We start from the raw sequence: 22686 nt of genomic DNA, 5'->3' as shown, positions 1-22686 counted from the left end.
ATATCATAGGAAAGGAAGTCTTGGAAAATAAGCAGGATGTTTAAAAATGGTGAACTTTTCAATACTTTCTTGCATTTTTCCCGGTAAATAGATAAGATAGATTTAATTAGCTAAATATTAGGAGGGGTCACCTTGAGCGTAAAGGCAGAAACCGAACATAAAGAAAAAGCATATGCCCTTCTTGTTGCCGATGCCGAAAAAATCAGAAAACTGATTGAAGTCCAGATGGAAAACTTAACCATGCCTCAATGTCCTCTTTATGAAGAGGTATTGGATACGCAGATGTTTGGTCTTTCCCGTGAGATAGACTTTGCTATCCGTTTGAATCTTATTGAAGATGCGACGGGTAAACATATTCTTTCCGAACTAGAGCGGAAGCTTTCCGCTTTCCATGAAGCAACAGTAAATAGTTAAAAACAAGCTGCAGGCCGCAGCTTGTTTTTTTATGTATGAAACACCCGAAAAAAATTTCGACTTTTGACAAAAATGAATGGCATGGTATGATAAAATATATTTGGAATTGTCAGTAAATAAACGTAAAAGAGATAATGGAAACCGGGAGGAACGAGATGAGCCAACTGAAAAATATTAAAAAAGTATTAGTTGCAAACCGTGGAGAAATCGCGATCCGGATTTTTAGAGCGTGTACCGAGCTGCATATCCGCACCGTAGCTATTTACTCTAAGGAAGATACAGGGGCTTTTCATCGTTATAAAGCAGATGAAGCTTACCTGGTGGGTGAAGGAAAAAAGCCCATTGACGCTTATCTTGATATTGAAGACATTATTGCGACTGCAAAAGAAAATAATATTGATGCCATTCACCCAGGCTATGGATTTTTGTCTGAAAACATTGGTTTTGCCAGACGGTGTGAAGAAGAAGGCATCATTTTTATTGGACCGGAAACCAAACATTTAAACATGTTCGGCGACAAAGTTAAGGCCCGAACCACGGCGCTGGAGGCAGGCCTTCCTGTTATTCCGGGAAGTGACGGCCCGGTGGAGAGCCTGGAGGAGGTCCGCTCATTTGCCGAAGCCAATGGCTATCCGTTTATTATTAAAGCATCTCTTGGCGGCGGCGGACGCGGTATGAGAATTGTCCGCGACGCAGATTCTTTATCTGAATCTTACGACAGGGCCAAATCAGAAGCCAAGTCAGCATTTGGTAACGATGAGGTCTACGTAGAGAAGTTTGTGGAAAGTCCGAAACACATAGAAGTCCAGATTCTTGGAGACTCGCACGGCAACGTCGTGCACTTATATGAAAGAGACTGCTCGGTGCAAAGAAGGCACCAGAAAGTAGTGGAGATTGCTCCAAGCGTATCATTGAGTGATGAACTTCGGGAGGAAATCTGTGAAGCTGCCGTCAAGCTGAGTAAAAATATTGATTATGTGAATGCGGGAACGGTTGAATTTCTGGTTGATCCCCACGGCGAATTTTTCTTCATCGAAGTAAATCCCAGAGTGCAGGTAGAACATACGATTACAGAAATGATTACAGGTTTTGATATTGTGCAGGCCCAGCTCTATATAGCGGACGGAAAATCCCTGCACGGAAAAGAATTAAACATACCGGAGCAGAAAGATATAAAAACGTTTGGCTATGCGATCCAGTCCCGTGTGACAACAGAGGATCCGGCTAACGATTTTATGCCTGATACCGGAAAAATTATGGCTTACCGCTCCAGCGGCGGATTCGGCGTACGGCTTGATGCCGGAAATGGCTTTCAGGGGGCTGTTATTTCCCCGCACTATGATTCCCTGCTCGTGAAAGTATCGACCTGGTCGCTAACGTTTGAAGGAGCTGCAGCCAAAATGCTTCGGAACCTTCGCGAATTCCGGATCCGGGGCATTATCACCAACATTCCGTTTCTGGAAAATCTCGTGCAGCACAGCGGCTTTCTGAGCGGCGATTACAACACGTCCTTTATTGACCAGACACAGGAACTGTTCGTTTTCCCGAAACGAAAAGACCGGGGTACGAAAATGCTTACCTTTATTGGCGAAACGATTGTGAACGGCTACCCGGGACTGGAAAAAATGAAAAAGCCTGTTCTGGACAAGCCGCCGGTACCTATTATTGAAAAAGCGGCAGAGCCGCTGAAAGGAACCAAACAGATTTTGGATGAACGCGGTCCGGAGGGGCTCGCCGACTGGGTGAAAAGCCAAAAGCAGGTGCTGTTAACGGATACAACGTTCCGTGATGCCCACCAGTCGCTGCTCGCTACAAGAGTCCGGACGCAGGATCTAAAGAAAATTGCGGCGCCGACGTCCCACATGCTGCCACAGCTGTTTTCGTCAGAAATGTGGGGCGGAGCAACGTTTGACGTGTCCATGCGCTTTCTGCACGAAGATCCGTGGGAGCGTCTCCTGCTGCTAAGAGAGAAGATGCCTAATATTCTGCTGCAGATGCTGCTCCGGGCTTCCAATGCCGTTGGATACAAAAACTATCCGGATAACGTGATAAAAGAATTTGTCGAAAAAAGTGCCGATGCCGGTATTGATGTATTCCGTATTTTTGACTCCCTGAACTGGCTCGAGGGTATGCAGCTTGCCATTGATGAAGTGAGAAACCAGCAGAAGGTGGCGGAAGCATCGATCTGCTACACCGGTGATATTCTTGATTCTGCACGTACCAAATACGACCTTCAGTATTATAAAGACATGGCTGTATCTCTTGAAAAGGCAGGCGCTCATATTTTAGGCATTAAAGATATGGCGGGGCTTCTTAAACCGGAAGCGGCCTATCAGCTCGTGACCGAGCTCAAGCAGACGATTTCGATTCCTATTCATCTGCATACCCACGATACGAGCGGAAATGGTATTTTTACGTATGCTAAAGCGATTGAAGCGGGCGTCGATATTGTCGATGTCGCTATCAGTTCGATGGCGGGATTAACATCTCAGCCAAGCATGAACAGCCTGTATTATGCGATCAAAGGCACGGAAAGACAGCCTGATATCGATATTAAAGCAGTCGAAGAGCTGAATGAATACTGGGACTATACCCGGAAATATTACCAGGGCTTTGAAAGCGGCATGAATGCACCGCATACAGAGGTGTATGAGCACGAAATGCCGGGAGGCCAGTACAGCAACCTGCAGCAGCAGGCGAAAGCGGTAGGGCTTGGAGCACGCTGGAATGACGTGAAAAAAATGTACCGCCGGGTGAACGATATGTTTGGAGATGTCGTGAAGGTTACACCTTCTTCCAAAGTGGTTGGCGACATGGCTTTGTATATGGTCCAAAATAACCTTTCGGAAGAAGATGTGCTGGAAAAAGGCGGAAGTCTCGACTTTCCTGATTCTGTGGTAGAACTGTTCCAGGGATATCTGGGCCAGCCGTATCAAGGCTTCCCGAAAGACCTGCAGGACGTTATTCTCAAAGGGCGCGAGGCGATCACCAATCGTCCCGGCGAAAATATGCATGATGTGGACTTTAAAAGCCTGCAGGAAGAGCTGTATAAAGAAGTAGACCGCCAGATTACCAGCCATGACTTATTGTCCTATGCGCTGTATCCGAAAGTGTATATGGATTTCGAGCGTTTCCGCCAGCAGTTCGGCGATGTTACGGTGCTCGATACGGCTACTTTCTTTTATGGACTCCGCCTGGGTGAAGAGATTGAAGTGGAGATTGAACAGGGAAAAACGTTGATTGTGAAGCTGATTTCGATTTCCAAACCGCAGGACAATGGTACAAGAATTGTGTATTTCGAACTTAACGGCCAGCCGCGGGAAGTGAATATTAAAGACCAGAACGTGGCAGCTTCTGTCACGGAGCGGCCAAAGGTAGATAAGAAAAACGCGAATCAAATTGGTGCCTCTATGCCTGGGACTGTGATTAAGACCCTGGTGGTAGACGGAGAAAAAGTGAAAAAAGGCGATCATTTGATGATCACCGAAGCCATGAAAATGGAAACAACCGTTCAGGCTCCGTTCGATGGGGAAGTGAAGTCCATTCACGTAGCCGATGGCGATGCAATCGCCACCGGCGACCTGCTGATCGAATTTTCCTCCTGATAAAAAAGGAACCGTCTGAAGACGTAATATCTTCAGGCGGTTTTTTTATTTTTAAAAACGTTTAAAAGGGGTATAAGAAAAAGTGAAGCAGAGAGGATGATGGAAGATGGCAGAGACAGCACTATTATGGTTTAGAAGGGACTTACGGCTCACTGATAATCACGCGATGTATGCGCTCGAACAGTGGCTGCAGGAAGACAATTCCAGAACATGGATGGCTTTTTTCCATATAGAGAAAAAACGGATTGAAGATCCATGCCCCCACCACGATTATTTTTTTCAGAATCTGGAAGCTTTCTCTAAAGAATGCAAAGAAAAAGATATCCGCCTTTACATAAAAGTGGGAAAAATCGGGAAAGTATTCGAAAGTTTAGGCAAAGAAAAAGAAATCAGCGCAGTTTTCTTTAACGAAGATGAAGTACCCAGGGCAGTAAAAAGAGATGAAAAAGCACGGAAGGGCCTAAAACAAGCTGTCTTCTATCCTTTTAAAGATGCTCATTTTCACGCCTCCGATGAAGTGCTGAAAAAAGATGACAGCTACTATGAGGTATTTACGCCATATTACAGAAGCTGGTTTAAAAAGCAAAAAGATAAGCCATTTCGTGCGGATCCTGCTTTTCTGGCATCCCGTCAGGTAAACAAAGCTCTATCTGATAAAAAAGACCGGGATATATTGAAAGAGTACAATAAACAGGCTGAAACAAATTGGGAGAAAGTAAAGGAACAGGATGCCCTCGATCGTCTGGATACGTTTGCTGATGATCCGGTTAAATATTACGAAAACGAACGGGATATTCTGGCAGAGGATGGAACAAGCAGACTGTCAGCTTATTTAAAAACAGGAAGAATATCAGTACGTACTATTTATGAGGCTTTGCTTCCAAAACTGGAAGAAGAAGATAAAGGAGCCGGGACATTTTTAAGCGAGCTGGCATGGAGGGATTTTTATAATATGATTCATGTATCTCATCCTGACTTGAAAAATAAGGAATTAAAAGAAGCCTACCAGTCCCTGAGCTGGAGTAATAATAAAGAAAATCTGGATAAGTGGAAGAATGCGGAAACAGGATATCCGGTAGTTGACGCCTGTATGACCCAATTAAATGAAACAGGCTGGATGCATAACCGCGGCAGAATGATAACTGCCTCTTTCCTGGTTAAGGACTTTTTGGAAGATTGGAGGGAGGGAGAGCAGTATTTCGGACGGCGTCTGATAGACTACGATCCATCCTCCAATGCCGGGGGATGGCAGTGGGCTGCTTCCACCGGTTCTGATGCAGTACCTTATTTTCGGGTATTTTCTCCGATACGGCAAAGTCAGCGTTTTGATGAAAAAGGAGAATTTATTAAAAAATACCTGCCCGTTTTAAAAGATGTGCCTTCCCGATTTATTCATGAGCCCTGGAAAATGAGTAAAGAGGAGCAGGAAAAAGCATCATGCATTATAGGAAAGGATTATCCAGAGCCGATAGTAGATCATGCTGTTCAGCGGAAACGGGCTATCGCTATGTTCAAAGGAGAGGACGAATAAGGTGGAAATACGAAAAATGAAGCCGGCAGAGATTGACCAGAATATAACACTAGGTGAATTTGCTTTTCAGTTTGAACTTTCAACGGAACAGCGGGAGGATCGCAAAAAAATCATTAAGCCGGAAAATACCTGGGTGGCAGTGGAAAATAAAGAAATAGCCTCAAAGCTTACAATTTTTCCATCCGACATTTATATTGCCGGGGAAGTAATGAGAATGGGAGGCATTTCCGGAGTAGCCACCTGGCCGGAGAAACGACGCAGTGGATTGGTACGGGAACTGCTCCGGGCGGCCATGAAAGATGTGAAAGAGAGGGGCTGTGAAGTTTCTCTGCTATATCCGTTTTCCTTTTCATTTTATCGGAAATTTGGATGGGAGCTGTTTGCAGATGCTAAAATATGGACACTTTCAAGCTCACAGCTGCCCCAGCCTGCACCTTTGGAACAAGGCACTATTTACAGAGTGACGCAAAAGGCAGCGGCTGTCCTGCAGCCCATTTATGAGAAGTGGGCAGTTTCCTATACCGGGGCTGTTCTCCGTGATAAACAATGGTGGGAAGATATGGTGTTAAAGCGTAAAACAGGGGAAATAGTGGTGTTCAAAAACGAACAGGGAGAAGATAGAGGGTACATTATTTATAAAATAAAAAATCAAAAGATGGAAGTGAAAGAATTTATATGGCTTGATGAAGAGACAAGAACGGCGCTCTGGAGTTTCTTAGCCCAGCATGATTCGATGATAACGGAAGTAGAAATAAGACCGGCTGTAAACGATCCAAGCCGTTTTCTGCTTGCGGATTCCAGAATCACTGAAAAGCGGGAAAGTTATTTCATGGCCAGAATTGTAGACATGACCTCCTTTCTGCAGAAATATCCACTGCACTTAAAAGAAGGGGAAGAACTTGATCTGAAAATAGAAGACGATTTCTGTGAGTGGAATAAAGGATTTTACAGTCTGGAAAATGTAGATGGCAGCATTCACATCCGTTTTTATCCGGGACACTCGGAAAAAAAAGGACTGGAAATGAATATTCAAACAGCAGCAGCAGTCTTTATGGGATACATCACCGCCGAACAGGCCTGGAAAGCCGGAAGAATTCAGGGGGAACCGGAGCAGGTGACTCTTCTGCAGGCAGGCGTCAGCGATTTGGAGCCATTTATATACGATTTTTTTTAATAAGCAGAAAAGCTTTCTGAAGTCATGATATCTTGGATAAGAGAGGACTCGTCCTGCGGTTTCCTCTATTCTAAAAGAATTCGGGCATCCTGCTTATTAACAAAAGCCCCGCCTCTCTTTCAAGGAGAGGCGGGGCTTTTGCGTATCTTATTAATGAGTGGTTATTTATAATGTCGGCCGACTGCCGGCTTCCTCGTGGCAATCATCACCATATATCCGAGCGTTGTAAATAAAAACGTGACGGTAATGGCATGGGTTAAGGCGGAAGCCAGGTAAGCAGTAACGTATACGACAGATATTCCTGCCGCGATCTGGACAATAGTTAAAGCAAAAACAAGAATACTTGCTGTTTTTAATGAAGCAGATGAAGCGAAGCGCCTAATGGTCCAGATCATCAGAATGGCGATAAAAATAAATAAGATAGTAGCAAATACACGATGGGCAAAATGAATGCCTATCTGAAAACCTAATGCACCGCTGATATCCGGTATAATCTGGTTGTTGCAGAGCGGAAAGCCTTCACACGCATAAGTGGCATCCGTATGCTTTACATAGGCACCGGTATAAATAACAGCATAGCAGTAGATGATAACAAACAGAAGATAGTTTCTATATCCTTTGCTTACTGTAGGAGCAGGGGCATTTTTTTTATTTTCAAATGCTAAAATCGTCAGAAGAACGACGGTAGCAAAAGATATAGTGGAAATGCCAAAATGAAGAGCAAGTACAAGGCTGGAATTACCCCATATAACAGCACCGGCTCCCATCATTCCCTGAAACACAATAAAAAGAACAGCCATCAGGGCCATAAATTTTGTTTCTCTTAAGTGCGGGAGCTTTTTCCAGGCCCACACCGCCAGAATGATAACAAACAGGCCCATAAGCCCTGACCATAATCGGTGGCTGTATTCTATAATAGTTTCCAAAGCAGGCGAATCAGGTATGACTTCTCCAAAGCAGAGGGGCCACGTTGCTCCGCATCCTTCTCCGGAACCTGTCTTTGTTACAAGGGAACCTTGAATAAGTACAATTAACATTCCAATAGAAGTAAAAACACCAAAAACCTTTAAGCCAATATTGTTCACTGCTATTCACCTCAGTCCAATCTGTGCTGTATAAGTAACGAACCTATTGTAATCGTAGGGATTCTGCATATAAAAGTCAATTTAATAGTAATGAACATTTAGAGGCGTTTCGTAAACATGAATAAATTGTGAAAATAAGGAAACAGATGAAAGCGGAGAACATTTAAGCTATAATATTATAGTAAGGTTGCGGTGTGACCTTGTAATTGTTGTTTCTAACCAGTGTATTTTAATGCTACAATATAAACAGTGAAGCGTACACACAGGGGGATTAATTTAATAGGAGGTGTAATCATGAATAGGACAGAATCATCTGCTGATTCGCTTCATCATCCAGCGGCCTCCGGGAAAAACCAATTTACTGCGCGTCCATTCTTTTTATTCAGGAGAACAGCGCTTTTATTTTCTGTATTTTTGATAACGTTTACAGTAATGCTGGCTGCAGAACCTTTCTCCAGCTTTCAATGGCAGCAGAATCTGCATCTGTTTATTCTTACTTTTGCCGGAACAGGACTGCTTCTACAGGGGTGCTTTATGGTGGAAACCCTTCTTGGTAAAAAGCGCGGGAACGTTACGGAAAAAAAGGATAAACAGACGCTTGGCACAGGGCTTCTGATAACAGCTGTAGGTGTTATGCTGCTTTTTTCCATCAGCATGACAACCGGACTGCTTGGAACAGCCGCGGCTTTCGGATATATTATAGGATTTGCTTACTGGCTCAAGTATCGTTCAAGCTTTGGAAGTTTTATGCAGGCAGGTGTTTTCGCTGTGTTTCCTTTAATTGCCTGGTCTGCAGCAGATGACTCGCTGCATGCAGCGGCCTGGATTTTGGCATTTCTTTTTTTCATCTGGTACTGCACATACTCGCTGGCTCTTTCCGTTTTGAAAAAGGAAGAATACATAAAAGCAGGTATACCTGTACTGGCAGTAATAACTGGAAACAAAACCGCCAAACTTCAAAGCATTTTATACGCATCCGTTTTTATATTGGGAGCTCTTATGCTTGGACAATATGGAACCGTGTATCTTGTATCTGTAATGGTTGGAGGGGCTGTCTGGCTGATCTGGCTGGCAGCCGGACTGAAGATGCAGTCGGATAAAAAATGGGCAGCCGGAGCACTCGCCTGCTCGATCGGATGTTTTTCTATCGTATTAATTACCATGGCAATACCGGCTTTATGAACTGCGCCAATCAGGCGTTAATATATCATTTATTAAAGAAAGAGGGGTTAAGTGAATGATGAATAAGCATACGTTTATGATGCGGCTTCTGCCTTTATCTTTCATACTGCTTTTACTGTCAGGATGCGGTGAAGAACGTCTTACTGCACTGGACCCATACGGCCCTCAGGCGGAATGGATTCTTGATAACCTGATTTTAAGTTTGTATGTGATGGCAGTAGTAATTATTGTTGTGTTTGCACTGTACTTTATCGCCGTAGTGAAATTTAGAAGAAAACCGGGTGATAATGAGTATCCTAAGCAGGTAGAAGGAAGCAAAGCACTGGAGCTTACCTGGACTATTATTCCTTTATTTTTACTGGCAATTCTAGCCGTACCAACGATTACAGGTACATATTATTTTGCGGATACTACGCCTCAGGCCGCAGGGTCAAGCGGCGAGGGAGAAGGAGAAGGTGTCTCCATCAATGTAACAGGTCATCAATACTGGTGGCAGTTTGATTATGAAGACGGTTTTACCTCTGGAAATGAAGTATACATTCCTGTGGGGGAAAAAGTAGAATTTACGCTTACTGCTGAAGACGTTATCCACTCTTTCTGGGTACCGGCACTTGGCGGAAAGATTGATGCCATCCCTGGAATTGAAAACCAGCTTTGGCTGGAAGCAGATGAACCAGGCATTTATAAAGGGAAATGCGCCGAGTTGTGCGGACCTTCCCATGCATTAATGGATTTTAAAGTAGTAGCACTTGAGCGTGACGAGTATAACAGCTGGGTTGAAACAATGGCGTCTGAGCCGGCTGAACCTGAGGAAAATACAACAGCTTCAGAAGGACGCCAGGTATTTGAAGACCAGGGCTGTATCGGCTGTCACGCTGTAGGAGGCCAGGGTACTGCCCAGGGACCGACGCTGACTAACTTTGCCGACCGGGAAACTATCGCCGGGGTCGTGGAATACAACGAAGAAAATCTTGAAGCCTGGATCCGTGATCCACAGTCTTTCAAACAGGGAAACAATATGCAGGCTTATCCGGATATGGAAGACCAGGATATGGACGCACTGCTTGAGTATCTTGCCAGCCTGGAAGTAGAACAGCCGGCTCTTGGAAGACAAGTGGAGACAGACGGCTCAGACAGGATTGAAGAACCACAAAATGAATAAAGAGTAAGGGAGGGTAAACCCAATGGCGGATTATTCAGCAATTATAAAAGAAAAGAAAGATAAAAGCGTCTTAATGGACTGGCTTACCACAGTCGACCATAAAAAGTTAGGCGTTATGTATTTGATAGCAGGTACGCTGTTTTTCCTGAAAGCAGGCCTAATGGCAGTTTTTATGAGAATACAGCTTATGTTTCCGGAAAGTAATTTTCTGGACGGACAAACATACAATGAATTCATTACGATGCATGGAACCATCATGCTGTTCCTTGCAGCCACACCATTATTGTTTGCTTTTATGAACTACATTATTCCTCTTCAAATAGGGGCGCGGGATGTAGCGTTTCCTTTTGTCAATGCTCTTGGTTTTTGGATTTTCTTTTTCGGCGGGCTGCTATTAAGCGTCAGCTGGTTTTTCGGAGGTGCTCCCGATGCGGGGTGGACAGCTTATGTTCCACTGTCAGCTGGAGATTACGGGCATTTAGGAATGGATTTCTATGTTATCGGTCTTCAAATAAGCGGTATTGGAACATTAATCTCCGCTATTAACTTTATTGTAACGATTGTAAACATGCGTGCTCCAGGTATGACGATGATGAGAATGCCGCTTTTCTGCTGGACCTCACTCGTTACTTCCCTGCTGATCGTATTTGCTTTTACGCCTTTGGCTGCCGGACTTGCGCTTCTTATGCTCGATAGATTGTTCGGCGCTCAGTTCTTTTCTCCTGACAGCGGAGGAAATGCCGTTTTATGGCAGCATATTTTCTGGATTTTCGGTCACCCGGAAGTATATATTTTAGTGCTGCCGGCTTTCGGAATCATTTCCGAAGTTATACCAGCCTTCTCCAGAAAGCGTTTATTCGGGTATACGGCAATGGTGTTCGCTACATTGATTATTGCTTTTCTCGGATTTATGGTATGGGTCCACCACATGTTTACCGTTGGTATCGGCCCGGTAACAAACTCTGTTTTCGCTATTGCTACTATGGCAATAGGAATACCTACTGGTATTAAAATATTCAACTGGCTCTTCACGATGTGGGGCGGTAAGCTTACGTTTAATACAGCTATGCTCTGCGCTTCTTCTTTTGTCCCTACCTTTGTGCTGGGTGGTGTAACAGGTGTTATGCTTTCCATGGTGCCGGTCGACTATTTGTACCATGACACGTACTTTGTAGTAGCCCACTTCCACTACATAATTGTTGGGGGTATCGTTCTCGGGCTGCTGGCCGGATTGTACTACTGGTATCCAAAAATGTTTGGACATCATTTAAATGAAAAACTTGGTATGCTCATGTTCTGGATGTTTTATATTGGTTTTCACATGACATTCTTTGTTCAGCATATTCTCGGCCTTATTGGAATGCCAAGACGGGTATACACGTATCTGGAAGGCCAGGGTATGGATACGATGAACCTGATTTCTTCTATTGGAGCATTTCTAATGTCTGCGGGCATTATCGTACTGGTTATTAACATCGTATACTCTGCCTTGAAATCAGAGCGTGTAGTAGTAAGTGATCCTTGGGATGCCAGAACACTGGAATGGTCAACTCCTACTCCAATTCCGGAATATAATTTCGCCCAGGTTCCACAGGTACGTTCTCTTGATCCTTTGTTTTATGAAAAGATTCATGGAGACGGAAAAATGAAGCCGGCTGAACCATTATCCGATATTCATATGCCAAACGGCTCTATTTTACCCTTTATTATTGGGATTGGCATGTTCGTATGGGGATTTGGCATGATTATGCTTAATATGGAAAATGCTATCATAACTCCTTACGCCGTCATTATTCCAGGTTTTCTGCTTACATTTGGTTCTATGCTGGTGCGTTCGATTAAAGAGGACCACGGCTACCATATTACAGTGGAAGAATTAAAAAAGCTGGAAAAGGAGGTAAGTTAACATGGCCGATCACGTAGATATGACAAAAGGCCTTCCTTCCAACCCCGAAAAAGCAACGTTGGAAGGAAGAAATAAATTTCTCGGTTTTTGGATCTTTCTCAGCGGTGAAACAATCATGTTTGCCACCTTCTTTGGAGCTTTTCTCGGATTAAGGGAAGGAACAGCAGGCGGCCCGACGGCGGAAGAATTATTTCAGCTGCCGCTTGTATTTATTATGACCATGCTTTTGTTAACCAGTTCGCTTACAAGTGTTCTTGCCATGTATGCGATGAAACGGAATAATTTTAAAGCGATGATGATCTGGATGAGCACTACGGTGCTGTTAGGTCTTGCGTTTCTTGGTTTAGAAATCTATGAATTTGTGGAATATGTACATCATGGGCTTGGTTATACGACAAGTGCTTTTGGCTCTTCTTTCTATACGCTTGTCGGACTGCACGGGGCCCACGTTGTATTCGGCCTGGCATGGATCAGCACACTGCTTATCCGCTATGCGAAATCCGGTATAACATTAACAAATGCCCCCAAGTTTTACGTGGCCAGTCTTTACTGGCATTTCATTGACGTTGTGTGGGTATTTATATTTACTGTCGTTTATCTTATGGGAATAGGGGGAGCTTAAAAATGGCAAATGAGTTATCCAAACCATTCGAAAAAAGCGCGCTTTCAGAAGAAGACCTGTATAAGATGAACAAAGAAAAGAAAGTACAGATTACTTCGTTTGCTTTTATGATTTTTCTAACCTTCCTGGCATTTATTGCGGTGGCAACGGAAATGGTGGCTCCGGCCTTTGCGGTTCCATTTATACTTGTACTGGCAGGGATGCAGTTTTTTCTGCAGATGTTTTACTTCATGCACTTGAAGGATAAGGGACATGAATGGGCAAATACTTTTATCATTGCCGGTGTGGTGCTTTCCACTCCAGCATTAATTGCATTAACGTTTCTGCTTGGTATGACAAAATATTAAAAAAGAAACGGTCTTCCATATCGGGAGACTGTTTCTTTTTGCTTGTTCACTGATTTGTTAGAGATTAGAGGGGAATGACAGCTGCTTTCCTGTATAATGAAGAACAGATAAATAGAGAAATGGGGGAGAAGATGAGTAAATCTTCAAATCAAATATCAACACAACAAAAAGGTACTTCGGATAAAAGCCATGTGGCGATAGTAGTTACCCTTACTATTGTTATTAATGGCCTCGTCACCCTTCTATTTTTTATGGAAGGACTGGGCGGAGACGTTGAAGGTTTTGATTTAACTATTCTGCCGATGATGAATGCTATTTTTAACAGTTTTACAACGGTCTTTTTATTTACGGCACTGTTTTTTATTTTACGAAAAAATATTACGATGCATAAGCGTTTTATTTACGCAGCCTTTACATCCACTGCGTTGTTTCTTGTAACCTACCTTACGTATCATGCGCTGTCGGAATCAACGGCTTTTGGCGGCTCTGGAGCCATTGCTGCTATTTATTACTTTATTTTAATTTCGCATATCATCCTCGCAATTATTATTGTGCCGCTTGCGCTGTGGACGTTCTTGAAAGGTATAACATCCCAGGTGGAAAAGCACCGGAAAATTGCCAGATGGACCATGCCGCTCTGGCTTTATGTCAGCATAACGGGAGTAATTGTTTATTTAATGATTTCTCCTTACTATTAAAGAATAAAAAACGGACTGCTCAAAAGAGCGGTCCGTTTTTGTCAGGTTAAATTTTAAAGTCAAGCTTAATGAGGCCGGCTTCCCTGGCGGATGTAAACGCAATGACAGCCAGAGGACCTACGATAAAGCCGATAATACCCAGCAGGGAAAGGCCGATGTATAAAGATATCAAAGTGGCCAGCGGCGATAAGCCAATGTGATGACCCATTACTTTAGGTTCAACCGTACGGCGGATAATGAGAAGGATGATGCCGAGTACGAGCAGCTGCGTACCAAGCACAGCATCGCCTGCCAGATATTGAAATATCGCCCAGGGGGCAAGTATAGCAATAGAGCCGATGATAGGAATAAAGTCAATGACCCATATAACGAGAGCCATCACCAGGGCCACTTCAGGCGCAATAAAGTATAAGCCAATATAAGTAACGGTAACAATAATCAGACTCACCAGGAACTGGGCCTTAAAAAAGCCTATAATAACCTTTCCAAGACGGGCGGTCATAAAGTGGACTTTCTGGGCTGTTTCCACTTTCATGAAAGAATACATCTTCCTGCTCAAGCGGGGAAGATCCATCATAAATAGGAACAATGCGATTAAGTATACAATAAATGACACAAGGTATCCTGGAATAGAAGCAACGATACTCGTAACGGTATTTAGAAACTGGCCGTCCGTAAAGCGATTACGAAAGTTATTAAGCATATCCGTTATCTGGGCATTGATTTCGTTAATGACATCAGGCGGGAGATTCATTCGATCATAGGTATTCTCAATAGAAATCTGCATATCATTCCATGAGCGATTCACTTCAGCTATGTAATCCGGCAGATTTTCCACAAATAAAATAGCCTGTGTTACCACCTGGGTAATAATTAAATACCCGGCGATTCCGAGAGAAATAAGAAATAAGGTGAAGACAACCATAACGGCAATAGAACGACGCCATTTGGCCTTTTCATTTAACAGCCTGACGAGAGGTGACAGGGCAAGAGCTGTAAGCAGGGCAAGTATAATAGGTCCTGAAACTGGAAGAATAAAAACTAAAGCTATAATAATTAAAACAACGGATAAAAAACGGATCAAATTCTTTTTCGTAAGCAACGATGACACAGCTATTCCCCTTTCAGACATTCGGACAAGATAGTATAACAATTAGTATATAGGATTTGATAGAAGAGAACAAAATATTTATCCCGGAGAAATAGAAAAGAAGCTGATATCAGCTTCTTTTCTGTTACGTTTTAGTTTTTAGAACATCCCATACTGCTTTCGTTTTATCCCTGCATTTTTGAATGATTTTTTCCGGGAATTCTTCATCGTATTCTATCCCGTGCGGATAATAGTGTCTTCCAAAGTAAGGAGTGAGGATTTGAACGACTGTGTCTTCAGCCGGAATGTCTCCTTCTACTGCGTAAGCCGGGATACGCAGGTAGTACGTTGCGTCATCAGTCCGGTCAAAAAATTTATAATCAAACGTTACACGTTCATAGTCCCACTGCCCGGCGTGAATAAAGCCCGCATCTTTAATAATCCTATGTAGCCTGCCGAACGTGATTTGAGTGCCCTCAAATTCATAGTCTGTAATTTGCATGTGCAGTGCCCCCTATTTATCCATATAGTCTTATCTTAATATTAAAATAAAGCGTTTGCAATGGAAGAGACAGAATTTCATGCTCTAGGCGAGAAAATCAATCACATAAAAGGTGCCGGTTCCATAAGCAATGATTTGATCTTTTTCATCTTTAATTGTAGAAGCTAAAAAAAGCGTTTTTGAGCTTTGGGATATAATTTCGGAACGGCAGTATAAATAATCCCCTTTTCCAGGTTTTAAATAATTCACTTTTATTTCCATTGTAACGGCAGCCTTTTTGGAAGGAGTGGAGTGATTGGCCAGTGTGCCCATACAGGTATCCATTAATGTAGCCGTTACGCCGCCATGGACAATTTCAAGCGGATTTTGAACGCCCTTATGAATGGGTATGCGTATTTGATAGCTTCCATCTTCATTCCAATCACCTTCGGCCTGAATCCAGCCGCTGACATAAGACGGATGATGCCCTTCGTGTTTCTGCCTGAGTCCGTTTAAAAACTGCTGCAGTACTTCTTTTTCGCCGTCTGTGGCGGCCTGAAGAAAATCCTGAATATCTGTGGATAGCGTTTTTGTATCAGTCATATAGAATCCTTTCCTAGTGCTTTGATATGTATATTGTAGCAATCCGTCCCGGCCCTGCCAATTAAATCTTCGAACAAAGGCCGGTTACATGTTATACTCCCGGTAGGAGGTGCAATCATGAACAGTACTGCATATACGTCAACACCAGCTGACATTTTAACAGCATCAGAGGAGCTGACAGCCTTGTTGTTTACCTCTGATATATACATCACCTACACAAGGGCCAAAAACGAAATGGAAACCGATAAAGAAGCCCGCAGGCTTATTTCTGAATTCAACGCATGGAAAGACCGCTATGAGGAAGTCCAGCGCTTCGGAAAATATCATCCGGACTACAAAATGGTTTCAAAAGAAATCCGTCTTAAAAAAAGGGAAATGGATGTTCATCCAGCTATTACTGCTTTTAAAAAAGCGGAAAAAGATCTGGAAACCCTTTTAAATGAAATTTCCGGCGAAATTGCAGGGGCCGTTTCCCCAAACATAAAAGTACCGACAGGTAATCCATTTTTCGATAATGCTTCCTGCGGAAGCGGCGGATGTGGATCCGGCGGTTCGTGTGGATGCAGTGCATAATCAGCCTTTACCTGTTTCAAGATTTTTTTCTTTCATCCAGTAATCGCTGTCGAGGAGGAATAGTATGTTTAAAGGAAGTATTGAGTACCAGACTATCGTAAAAGCTCCGAGAAGCGAAGTGTGGAATTTCTTTCAGGACTCTAAGGCGCTGGAAGGACTGACAGATTTTCCGAAGGTGACAGTATTATCCAACGGAGAATCAAAAGCCGGGGAAACAGTGGAGATCCAAATTGAAGCGGGGCCGTTGAAGGCCAACTGGCTTTCTGCGATTACGGAGAGCAAAGAGGAAGAATTTTTTGTGGATATAGGACAAGAGATGCCTTTTCCTTTGATCAAATGGAAGCACACTCATTCTTTTCAAGCACTGGCTGAAGGAGAGCTCACAGGAATTACCGATCATGTAGAGTTCGAAAGCTATGTCCCGTCTGTATTCATTAAAGCAGGTTTATATAATATGTTTAAAGACAGGGAAAAAGCGCTGCAAAGCCAATTTAAGGATAACTAAAAGAGCCGTCCGGAGGGACGGCTCTTTCGGTTTGCGGCAGTTGCCTGAGTATGTTTATTACTTTTCAAAATGACGGTGAATTAGAGCAAGAATGGATCGTCTTGTTAAAATACCGACAAACGAATGGTCATGATCTTCAATGCAGACAAAGGGATGATTAATAGAAAGCATCAGCGCTTTTCCAAAGGTTTCATCTTTGTGCATTCGAGGAACTTTCGGAGACATCACGTCTTTTACTTTGTAATCGTGAAGGCGCTCCATTTCAATACGTTCAATTCCCAGGATGGAATCCAGAATATGGGCTTTGCTGATCTGGCCCTGCACCCGGTAGGATTTATCAAGCACAGGAATAGCGGTATACCCTGATTTAATCAAAATAAGTAAAGCATGGTCAAGCGGATTTTCAAGCTGAACGTGCGCCACTTTTTCATCTGATACAATAAGCTGTTTTATTTCATTATCCATGATCTGGCTGTTTTTTAATGTTTGCATGTGTTTCATCACTTTCTTTCTGTAGGCGCTGCCGCGCCGGAAGTTTCAATAAAGCATCTCAGCACAAAGTGTGGCATTCAGAGTGGCTGTGAAAAAGCTGATACCTCTTTAATCGTATTCTCAAAAAATAGGAAAGTCAAGAAAATATTGTAAGCGTTCCATAAAGAAGAAAGAAGGTATGCCGCCACTTACATATACCCCTTTACTTTTGTATTTAATCCAAAATATGTTTATTTCCGCAGGTTGAAAGCAGCATTCAGCTGGCCGCGAAGCATTTTGTCGCGAAGTTCTGAATTCTTCATTTTCTTCTGTTCCATCCGGCGTATCTCAAACGTCTGCATACCATCTTCCATTTTATCAGCTATGTCAATAAGGCGTTCTACATCTCCAAAAGAATATTTTCTGGTGCCTCCGGAAGACCGCTCCGGAAATATCAATTTTCTCTCTTCATAGTATCTTATTTTTCTTTCCGACAAGCCTGTAAGTTCACTAATAACCCCTATTGTAATGACTTTTTTGTCTTTGTAGTTTGAAGACATCTACAAGCGCCCCTTTTTCTCTAATGTTTCTAACAACATATCATAAAATCTCACATAGTAAATGTACATTGTTAGATTTCCTCACATGATTGACGTCCTTTTCTGCCTGTCATACGTTATACTAAAAGAAGAAACAAATGAAAAAGACTGCTTGAAGGGGAAAGCTCCATCTCCGGGGAACTGAAAGGAAAGCAGGATACATACAATATCCAATGCGTTAGGCAAAAGAGCTTCCGTAAGGGCGTCTAAGCGCTCTATACGTGGTGTCAGCAGAATAAACGTCCTTTGTGGCAGTTCCATATTTGTGATAAGCTAATGTTTGTGAAATTTTCAGAATTTAAATTAAAGGAATTTATTTAATTGGGAGAGTGTGAACGAATGAATGTAGCAAAATTTGGAGGATCTTCTCTTGCTGATGCAGGGCAGATCAAAAAAGTAGCGTCAATCATCACGGCTGATACAGATAGAAAAATTATTGTCGTTTCCGCACCTGGAAAAAGAAGCGATGAAGATACAAAAGTAACGGACCTGCTGATACATTTAGGAGAAACCGCGCTGGCTGGAAAAGATACGGCAGACGCGCTCCAAAACGTAGTGGAACGGTTTCGTTCCATTACCGAAGAATTAGGGCTGTCTGAAGACATGCTCCGCATCATAGAGAAAGACCTGCAGGAAAGAGTTGATTACACGAAGGAAAGCCCCGAACGTTTTCTTGATCAAATGAAAGCTGCAGGCGAAGACAATAATGCGAAAGTTATTGCGGGTTATCTGCAGAGCCAGGGTGTGCTGTCAGAATACATAAATCCGGCAGAAGCCGGCCTCTATGTCAGCGATACGCCGGGTAATGCACAGGTACTTCCGGAATCCTATGACAACCTGTATAAGCTGAGGGAACGTAAAGGCATTTTAATATTTCCTGGATTTTTTGGCTATTCCAAGGAAGGAAAGCTGGTTACTTTTTCCAGAGGAGGATCTGATATTACAGGTTCAATCGTTGCAGCCGGTATTAAAGCTGATTTATACGAAAACTTCACCGACGTGGACAGTGTGTTTGCAGCCAATCCAAAAGTAGTGAAAGATCCTGTAGCAATAAAAAGAATGACATATAGAGAAATGCGGGAGCTTTCTTATGCGGGATTTGCCGTTTTCCATGACGAAGCACTGATTCCTGCTTTCCAAAAGTCAATTCCGGTATGTGTAAAGAACACAAATAACCCTAAAACAAGCGGAACAATGATTATTTCCGAAAGAGAGTATGCATTAAATCCCGTTATCGGTATTGCAGCCGACAAGGGCTTCAGCACGCTCTATGTGAGGAAATATCTAATGAATAGAGAAGTAGGGTTCGGCCGCAGGTTATTGTCTATTATCGAAGACGAGGGTATCTCCTACGAACACATCCCTTCCGGTATTGATGATACTTCAGTTATTTTGGATAACAGTCAGTTGACGCCGGCTGCTGAGGAGAAAATTATCAGCCGTATTACAGAAGAGCTTGAGGCAGACGATGTTTACTTTGAAAAAGGACTGGCGATGATTATGCTGGTTGGAGAAGGCATGCATGAAACAGTCGGTATTGCAGCAAGAGCTACAAAGGCGTTAATGGAAAAAGAAATAAATATCGAAATGATCAACCAGGGATCTTCGGAGGTTTCACTTGCCTTCGGAATTAAAGAAGAACAGGTGGACGACGCGATTAGAGGCCTGTACGAAGAATTTTTCAGCACGAAGGAAGTATTGCAGTAAAAAAAGAAAAGACGGGGACCGGCAGTAATCACCGGTTCCCGTCTTTTTTCTGTTCGATTATCAGCTGTTTGAGTTCCTGTATTTCTTTCTGCAGTTCTTTTGTCGTAACTTCCGGACCGTCGGCTGCTTCTTTTTCCATATTATCAGCTTTTTCTACATTACTGACAATAACCCCGATAAAAAGGTTAAAGATAATAAAGGTACCGATCAAAACGAAGCTGACAAAATAAAACCATGACATCGGAGCCTGCTCAAGTACAGGCCGCATTACGCCGCTTGCCCATGATTCAAGAGTAACGACCTGGAAAAGCGTTAAAAGAGTCAGCTGCAGATTGCCAAAGTATTCAGGCTCGATGTCCTGATAGAGCATCGTGCCTATAACAGCGTAAATATAAAAGAAAATACTCATAAGAAACATAATGTTGCCGAGCGAAGGTATCGTTAAAAGCAGGGCGTCCACAAGCCGCTTGAGCGATGGTATGATCGATATAGCCCGAAGTACACGGAGCACTCTTAAAATCCGGAGCACGGTAACAAAATGGGCACCGGCAAACACATGACCGGCAAATACAATTAGAAAGTCAAACCAGTTCCACGGGCTTTTAAAAAATCGGTAGGAAGGTTTAAAAGCGATGATCCGGAGAACAATTTCAACAGTGAATATCCAAAGCAGGATTCTATCTGCTATGTAAAACCAATTCTGATTTCCCTGGTAGACATCGGGATATGTCTCAATTCCCACTAAAGCAGCATTGATTAAAATGATAATCATAATCGTGTTAATAAAAATTGGACTTTCAACAAGAACAGCTAATTTATCCCGCCACGTCCGGCGTTGGTTTGACTCTTTCATAAACCTGAAAACTCCCTCTGTCCTCTATTGATGGATAGTGCCGATATAGTTAGCAGTAATAATAAAACGAATACAACTATCTTATTGTACTAAAACGAGGATGCCATGAAAAGATTTCTTTCTCGACAGCCGTAGATTGAGTAAAGCTGGTCGAGGGTATAGAACATTATAGATAAAGGGGATGAGAGCAGATGAAAAAGAAACGAGTAATTATTGTAGGCTCAGGCCTGGCTGCATGGAGCGCACATACTTATCTGGAAGCAAAAGGTATAAAGACCACTATATTGGAAAAAAGCAGAGGCGTGGGAGGGCGCATGGCTACACGGCGCATCGGTGAAGGACGCGCAGACCATGGCGCCCAGTTTTTTACAGCCAGAAGTGAAGAAATGAAACAGCTTGTCCAGGAGTGGCAGAAGAACGGCTGGGTAAAAGAGTGGAACAAAGGCTTTGCAGGGGCGGAAGACGCTGCAGATGGGATTATCACAGAGGAAGGCGGCGATGGTCATCCCCGCTACACCGGGATGGAAGGGATGTCTCCTCTCGTAAAACGACTCTGGAAAGGCAAAGACATACATACTTCTCATCTTGTACAGTCTATAAAACCCGGAAAAGAAGGGTGGATAGTAGAAGGAGAAGCAGGAGAAGATCATTTTTTCTTTTCAGCGGAAGGAGTTCTGGTTACGTCGCCTATGCCGCAGACGCTTGCATTGTTTCCTGAATTCCCGGGTTCTTCCGAAGATAAAAAAGCGCTGGAAGGACTTACGTATGAAAAAAGTATTGGATTAATGATTGCTTATTCCGGAAAAGCCGGCATTCCTGAAGCCGGCGGTATACAATGGAAAAAAGGAGACATCGCTTTTGCCGGCTGTAACTACCAAAAAGGTATTTCAAAGAAAAAAATACTGACCATTCATGCCAGCGGGGAATGGTCCGATACAAATTGGGAAGAAGCAGATAATGTCCTGAAGGATGCACTTCTTCAAAAAATAGACTGGCTGCTGACTGATGCTGAAATACAGGAGGTACAAGTGAAAAAATGGCGCTACGCCAAGCCGGATGTGCTTTTTCCGGAAAGAAGCATCAGTTGGAAAGAACCGGCACCTGCAGCGTTTGCCGGAGATATTTTCAAAGAAGGCAAAGTAGAAGGATCTGTTCTGTCAGGAAGGCATGCGGCCGAACAGTTATTCCAATAAAACAGAAATCCCGTCGAAGGGTTATCCTTCGGCGGGATTTTTCATTTAAAAGGGGTGGCAGTGGTATTTCCTAACTCTTTGGAACGCTCAATAGCACGCATGATAGCGGCGGTAAAATGTTCCTGTACTTGATGCTGTTCGAGCACATCGAAGGCAGCTTCAGTCGTTCCGGCGGGACTCATGATTTCTTTATACAGCTCTTTTGAGGTTTTTTCTGTGTGCTGAAGGCGCAGAGCTGCTCCAAAAAACGTTTGAATGATAAGTTCTTTGGCTTCATCTTCACGAAGGCCTGCCTGGCGCCCGGCGTGTTCCATTGCTTCTACCATGTAATACAAATAAGCAGGTCCGCTGCCGGCAATGCCGGTGACGGCATCCATTTTTTCTTCTGCCAGTTCAGTTACGGTGCCGATCGAACGAAATAAGGCTTCAGCTATCCGGCCATCTGTTGAAGAAGCATAGGAGCCTAAACAGATAGCTGTAGCAGAGGCTCCCACTTTGGCGGAAGTGTTCGGCATCGCTCGTATGACCGGGGGATGGATTGCAAAAAGATTTTCCATATACATCGTGGAAATGCCGGCCATGACAGAAACAACAATCTGTTCATTTGAGACTTTATGACGTATTGAATGAATCGCATCTTCTGCATGCTTTGGCTTCATCGCCAGAATGATAACCGAGGCATTAATTACTTCTGTTTTTTTCAGCTGAAAGGAACGGATGCCGTATTCTTTTTCCAGACGGAGAAGTTTATCTTTATCTGAATGATTGGTTACTGAAATCTGATCAGGCTGAACAAGTTCTTTTCGAATCAGGCCCCCGATAATGGCCTCTGCCATGGCTCCTGCTCCTATAAAAGCAAACGTCTGGTTCGTAAGCATAAGTTCC

At 43.3% G+C, this 22686-nt stretch carries 22 protein-coding genes; 14 read left to right on the top strand and 8 right to left on the bottom strand.

Translation table 11 applies throughout. The annotated features are described in order from the left end of the window. Nucleotides 1–132 precede the first annotated feature (132 nt). The 4 genes from ATL39_RS05900 (at nt 133) to ATL39_RS05885 (ending at nt 6724) form a co-directional block, all read left to right on the top strand. Nucleotides 133–414 carry an Fpa/YlaN family protein gene (locus ATL39_RS05900; protein ID WP_120192368.1) on the top strand — a complete coding sequence of 94 codons (282 nt, stop codon included), beginning with the start codon at nt 133–135 and terminating at the stop codon, nt 412–414. A 155-nt stretch (nt 415–569) separates the two neighbouring features. Further along, on the top strand, nt 570–4019 hold the full coding sequence (pyc, locus tag ATL39_RS05895; protein ID WP_120192367.1) for a pyruvate carboxylase: 3450 nt from the start codon (nt 570–572) through the stop codon (nt 4017–4019). Between the two features lie 106 nt (nt 4020–4125). After that, on the top strand, nt 4126–5550 hold the full coding sequence (locus ATL39_RS05890; RefSeq protein WP_120192366.1) for a cryptochrome/photolyase family protein: 1425 nt from the start codon (nt 4126–4128) through the stop codon (nt 5548–5550). Between the two features lies 1 nt (nt 5551). Continuing rightward, nucleotides 5552–6724 (top strand): GNAT family N-acetyltransferase, encoded by a 1173-nt coding sequence (locus ATL39_RS05885; RefSeq protein ID WP_170146848.1) that lies wholly within the window; start codon nt 5552–5554, stop codon nt 6722–6724. A 161-nt stretch (nt 6725–6885) separates the two neighbouring features. Here the strand turns inward: ATL39_RS05885 and ATL39_RS05880 are convergent, their stop codons facing one another. After that, a complete protein-coding gene (locus ATL39_RS05880; protein ID WP_245960928.1) occupies nt 6886–7809 on the bottom strand; it encodes a COX15/CtaA family protein in 924 nt (307 codons plus the stop codon). 294 nt (nt 7810–8103) lie between these two features. Here ATL39_RS05880 and ATL39_RS05875 point away from each other — a divergent pair, with 294 nt between their 5' ends. The 6 genes from ATL39_RS05875 to ATL39_RS05850 all read left to right on the top strand — a co-directional run bounded on the left by ATL39_RS05875 (nt 8104) and on the right by ATL39_RS05850 (nt 13726). Beyond that, entirely contained in the window at nt 8104–8991 is an 888-nt protein-coding gene (locus ATL39_RS05875) for a UbiA family prenyltransferase (protein WP_120192364.1), read from the top strand. A 58-nt stretch (nt 8992–9049) separates the two neighbouring features. Continuing rightward, on the top strand, nt 9050–10153 hold the full coding sequence (coxB, locus tag ATL39_RS05870) for a cytochrome c oxidase subunit II (RefSeq protein ID WP_374562657.1): 1104 nt from the start codon (nt 9050–9052) through the stop codon (nt 10151–10153). Between the two features lie 22 nt (nt 10154–10175). Continuing rightward, on the top strand, nt 10176–12059 hold the full coding sequence (gene ctaD / locus ATL39_RS05865; RefSeq protein ID WP_120192362.1) for a cytochrome c oxidase subunit I: 1884 nt from the start codon (nt 10176–10178) through the stop codon (nt 12057–12059). A gap of 1 nt (nt 12060) precedes the next feature. Next, nucleotides 12061–12681 (top strand): cytochrome (ubi)quinol oxidase subunit III, encoded by a 621-nt coding sequence (locus ATL39_RS05860; RefSeq protein ID WP_120192361.1) that lies wholly within the window; start codon nt 12061–12063, stop codon nt 12679–12681. 2 nt (nt 12682–12683) lie between these two features. Next, nucleotides 12684–13028: a cytochrome C oxidase subunit IV family protein gene (locus ATL39_RS05855; protein WP_120192360.1), complete on the top strand. Its 345-nt coding sequence runs from the start codon at nt 12684–12686 to the stop codon at nt 13026–13028. A 131-nt stretch (nt 13029–13159) separates the two neighbouring features. Beyond that, nucleotides 13160–13726, top strand: a complete 567-nt coding sequence (locus ATL39_RS05850) for a DUF420 domain-containing protein (protein WP_120192648.1) — start codon at nt 13160–13162, stop codon at nt 13724–13726. A gap of 46 nt (nt 13727–13772) precedes the next feature. Here ATL39_RS05850 and ytvI read toward each other — a convergent pair whose 3' ends face one another. From ytvI to ATL39_RS05835, 3 genes are all read right to left on the bottom strand, one after another. Beyond that, nucleotides 13773–14837 carry a sporulation integral membrane protein YtvI gene (ytvI, locus tag ATL39_RS05845; RefSeq protein ID WP_120192359.1) on the bottom strand — a complete coding sequence of 355 codons (1065 nt, stop codon included), beginning with the start codon at nt 14835–14837 and terminating at the stop codon, nt 13773–13775. 124 nt (nt 14838–14961) lie between these two features. Beyond that, nucleotides 14962–15318 carry a YugN family protein gene (locus ATL39_RS05840; RefSeq protein WP_120192358.1) on the bottom strand — a complete coding sequence of 119 codons (357 nt, stop codon included), beginning with the start codon at nt 15316–15318 and terminating at the stop codon, nt 14962–14964. Between the two features lie 84 nt (nt 15319–15402). Continuing rightward, nucleotides 15403–15900 (bottom strand): PaaI family thioesterase, encoded by a 498-nt coding sequence (locus ATL39_RS05835; RefSeq protein WP_120192357.1) that lies wholly within the window; start codon nt 15898–15900, stop codon nt 15403–15405. Between the two features lie 117 nt (nt 15901–16017). Here ATL39_RS05835 and ATL39_RS05830 point away from each other — a divergent pair, with 117 nt between their 5' ends. Together ATL39_RS05830 and ATL39_RS05825 are read left to right on the top strand one after the other, a co-directional pair. Then, nucleotides 16018–16473, top strand: coding sequence for a YlbF/YmcA family competence regulator (locus tag ATL39_RS05830; protein WP_120192356.1), 456 nt, complete (start codon nt 16018–16020; stop codon nt 16471–16473). 64 nt (nt 16474–16537) lie between these two features. Next, a complete protein-coding gene (locus ATL39_RS05825; protein ID WP_120192355.1) occupies nt 16538–16978 on the top strand; it encodes an SRPBCC family protein in 441 nt (146 codons plus the stop codon). 57 nt (nt 16979–17035) lie between these two features. Here the strand turns inward: ATL39_RS05825 and cbpB are convergent, their stop codons facing one another. Both cbpB and ATL39_RS05815 read right to left on the bottom strand, forming a co-directional pair. Beyond that, a complete protein-coding gene (gene cbpB / locus ATL39_RS05820; protein WP_120192647.1) occupies nt 17036–17470 on the bottom strand; it encodes a cyclic-di-AMP-binding protein CbpB in 435 nt (144 codons plus the stop codon). Between the two features lie 230 nt (nt 17471–17700). After that, nucleotides 17701–18009: a MerR family transcriptional regulator gene (locus tag ATL39_RS05815; RefSeq protein ID WP_120192354.1), complete on the bottom strand. Its 309-nt coding sequence runs from the start codon at nt 18007–18009 to the stop codon at nt 17701–17703. 378 nt (nt 18010–18387) lie between these two features. On the opposite strand from ATL39_RS05815, the gene ATL39_RS05810 reads away from it, so the two are divergent. Then, entirely contained in the window at nt 18388–19755 is a 1368-nt protein-coding gene (locus ATL39_RS05810; RefSeq protein WP_120192353.1) for an aspartate kinase, read from the top strand. Nucleotides 19756–19783: 28 nt separating this feature from the next. Here ATL39_RS05810 and ATL39_RS05805 read toward each other — a convergent pair whose 3' ends face one another. Continuing rightward, a complete protein-coding gene (locus ATL39_RS05805) occupies nt 19784–20608 on the bottom strand; it encodes an ion transporter (protein ID WP_120192352.1) in 825 nt (274 codons plus the stop codon). 191 nt (nt 20609–20799) lie between these two features. Here ATL39_RS05805 and ATL39_RS05800 point away from each other — a divergent pair, with 191 nt between their 5' ends. Next, nucleotides 20800–21801 carry an NAD(P)/FAD-dependent oxidoreductase gene (locus tag ATL39_RS05800; RefSeq protein ID WP_120192351.1) on the top strand — a complete coding sequence of 334 codons (1002 nt, stop codon included), beginning with the start codon at nt 20800–20802 and terminating at the stop codon, nt 21799–21801. 41 nt (nt 21802–21842) lie between these two features. Here the strand turns inward: ATL39_RS05800 and proC are convergent, their stop codons facing one another. After that, a complete protein-coding gene (gene proC / locus ATL39_RS05795; RefSeq protein WP_120192350.1) occupies nt 21843–22679 on the bottom strand; it encodes a pyrroline-5-carboxylate reductase in 837 nt (278 codons plus the stop codon). Nucleotides 22680–22686: the final 7 nt, after the last annotated feature.

This window comes from Sinobaca qinghaiensis, from assembly GCF_003610495.1.
In the GTDB taxonomy this organism is placed as follows: domain Bacteria; phylum Bacillota; class Bacilli; order Bacillales; family Marinococcaceae; genus Sinobaca; species Sinobaca qinghaiensis.
The sequence above is the reverse complement of the archived record's forward strand: the minus strand, read 5'-3'. Positions and strand labels throughout refer to the sequence as shown.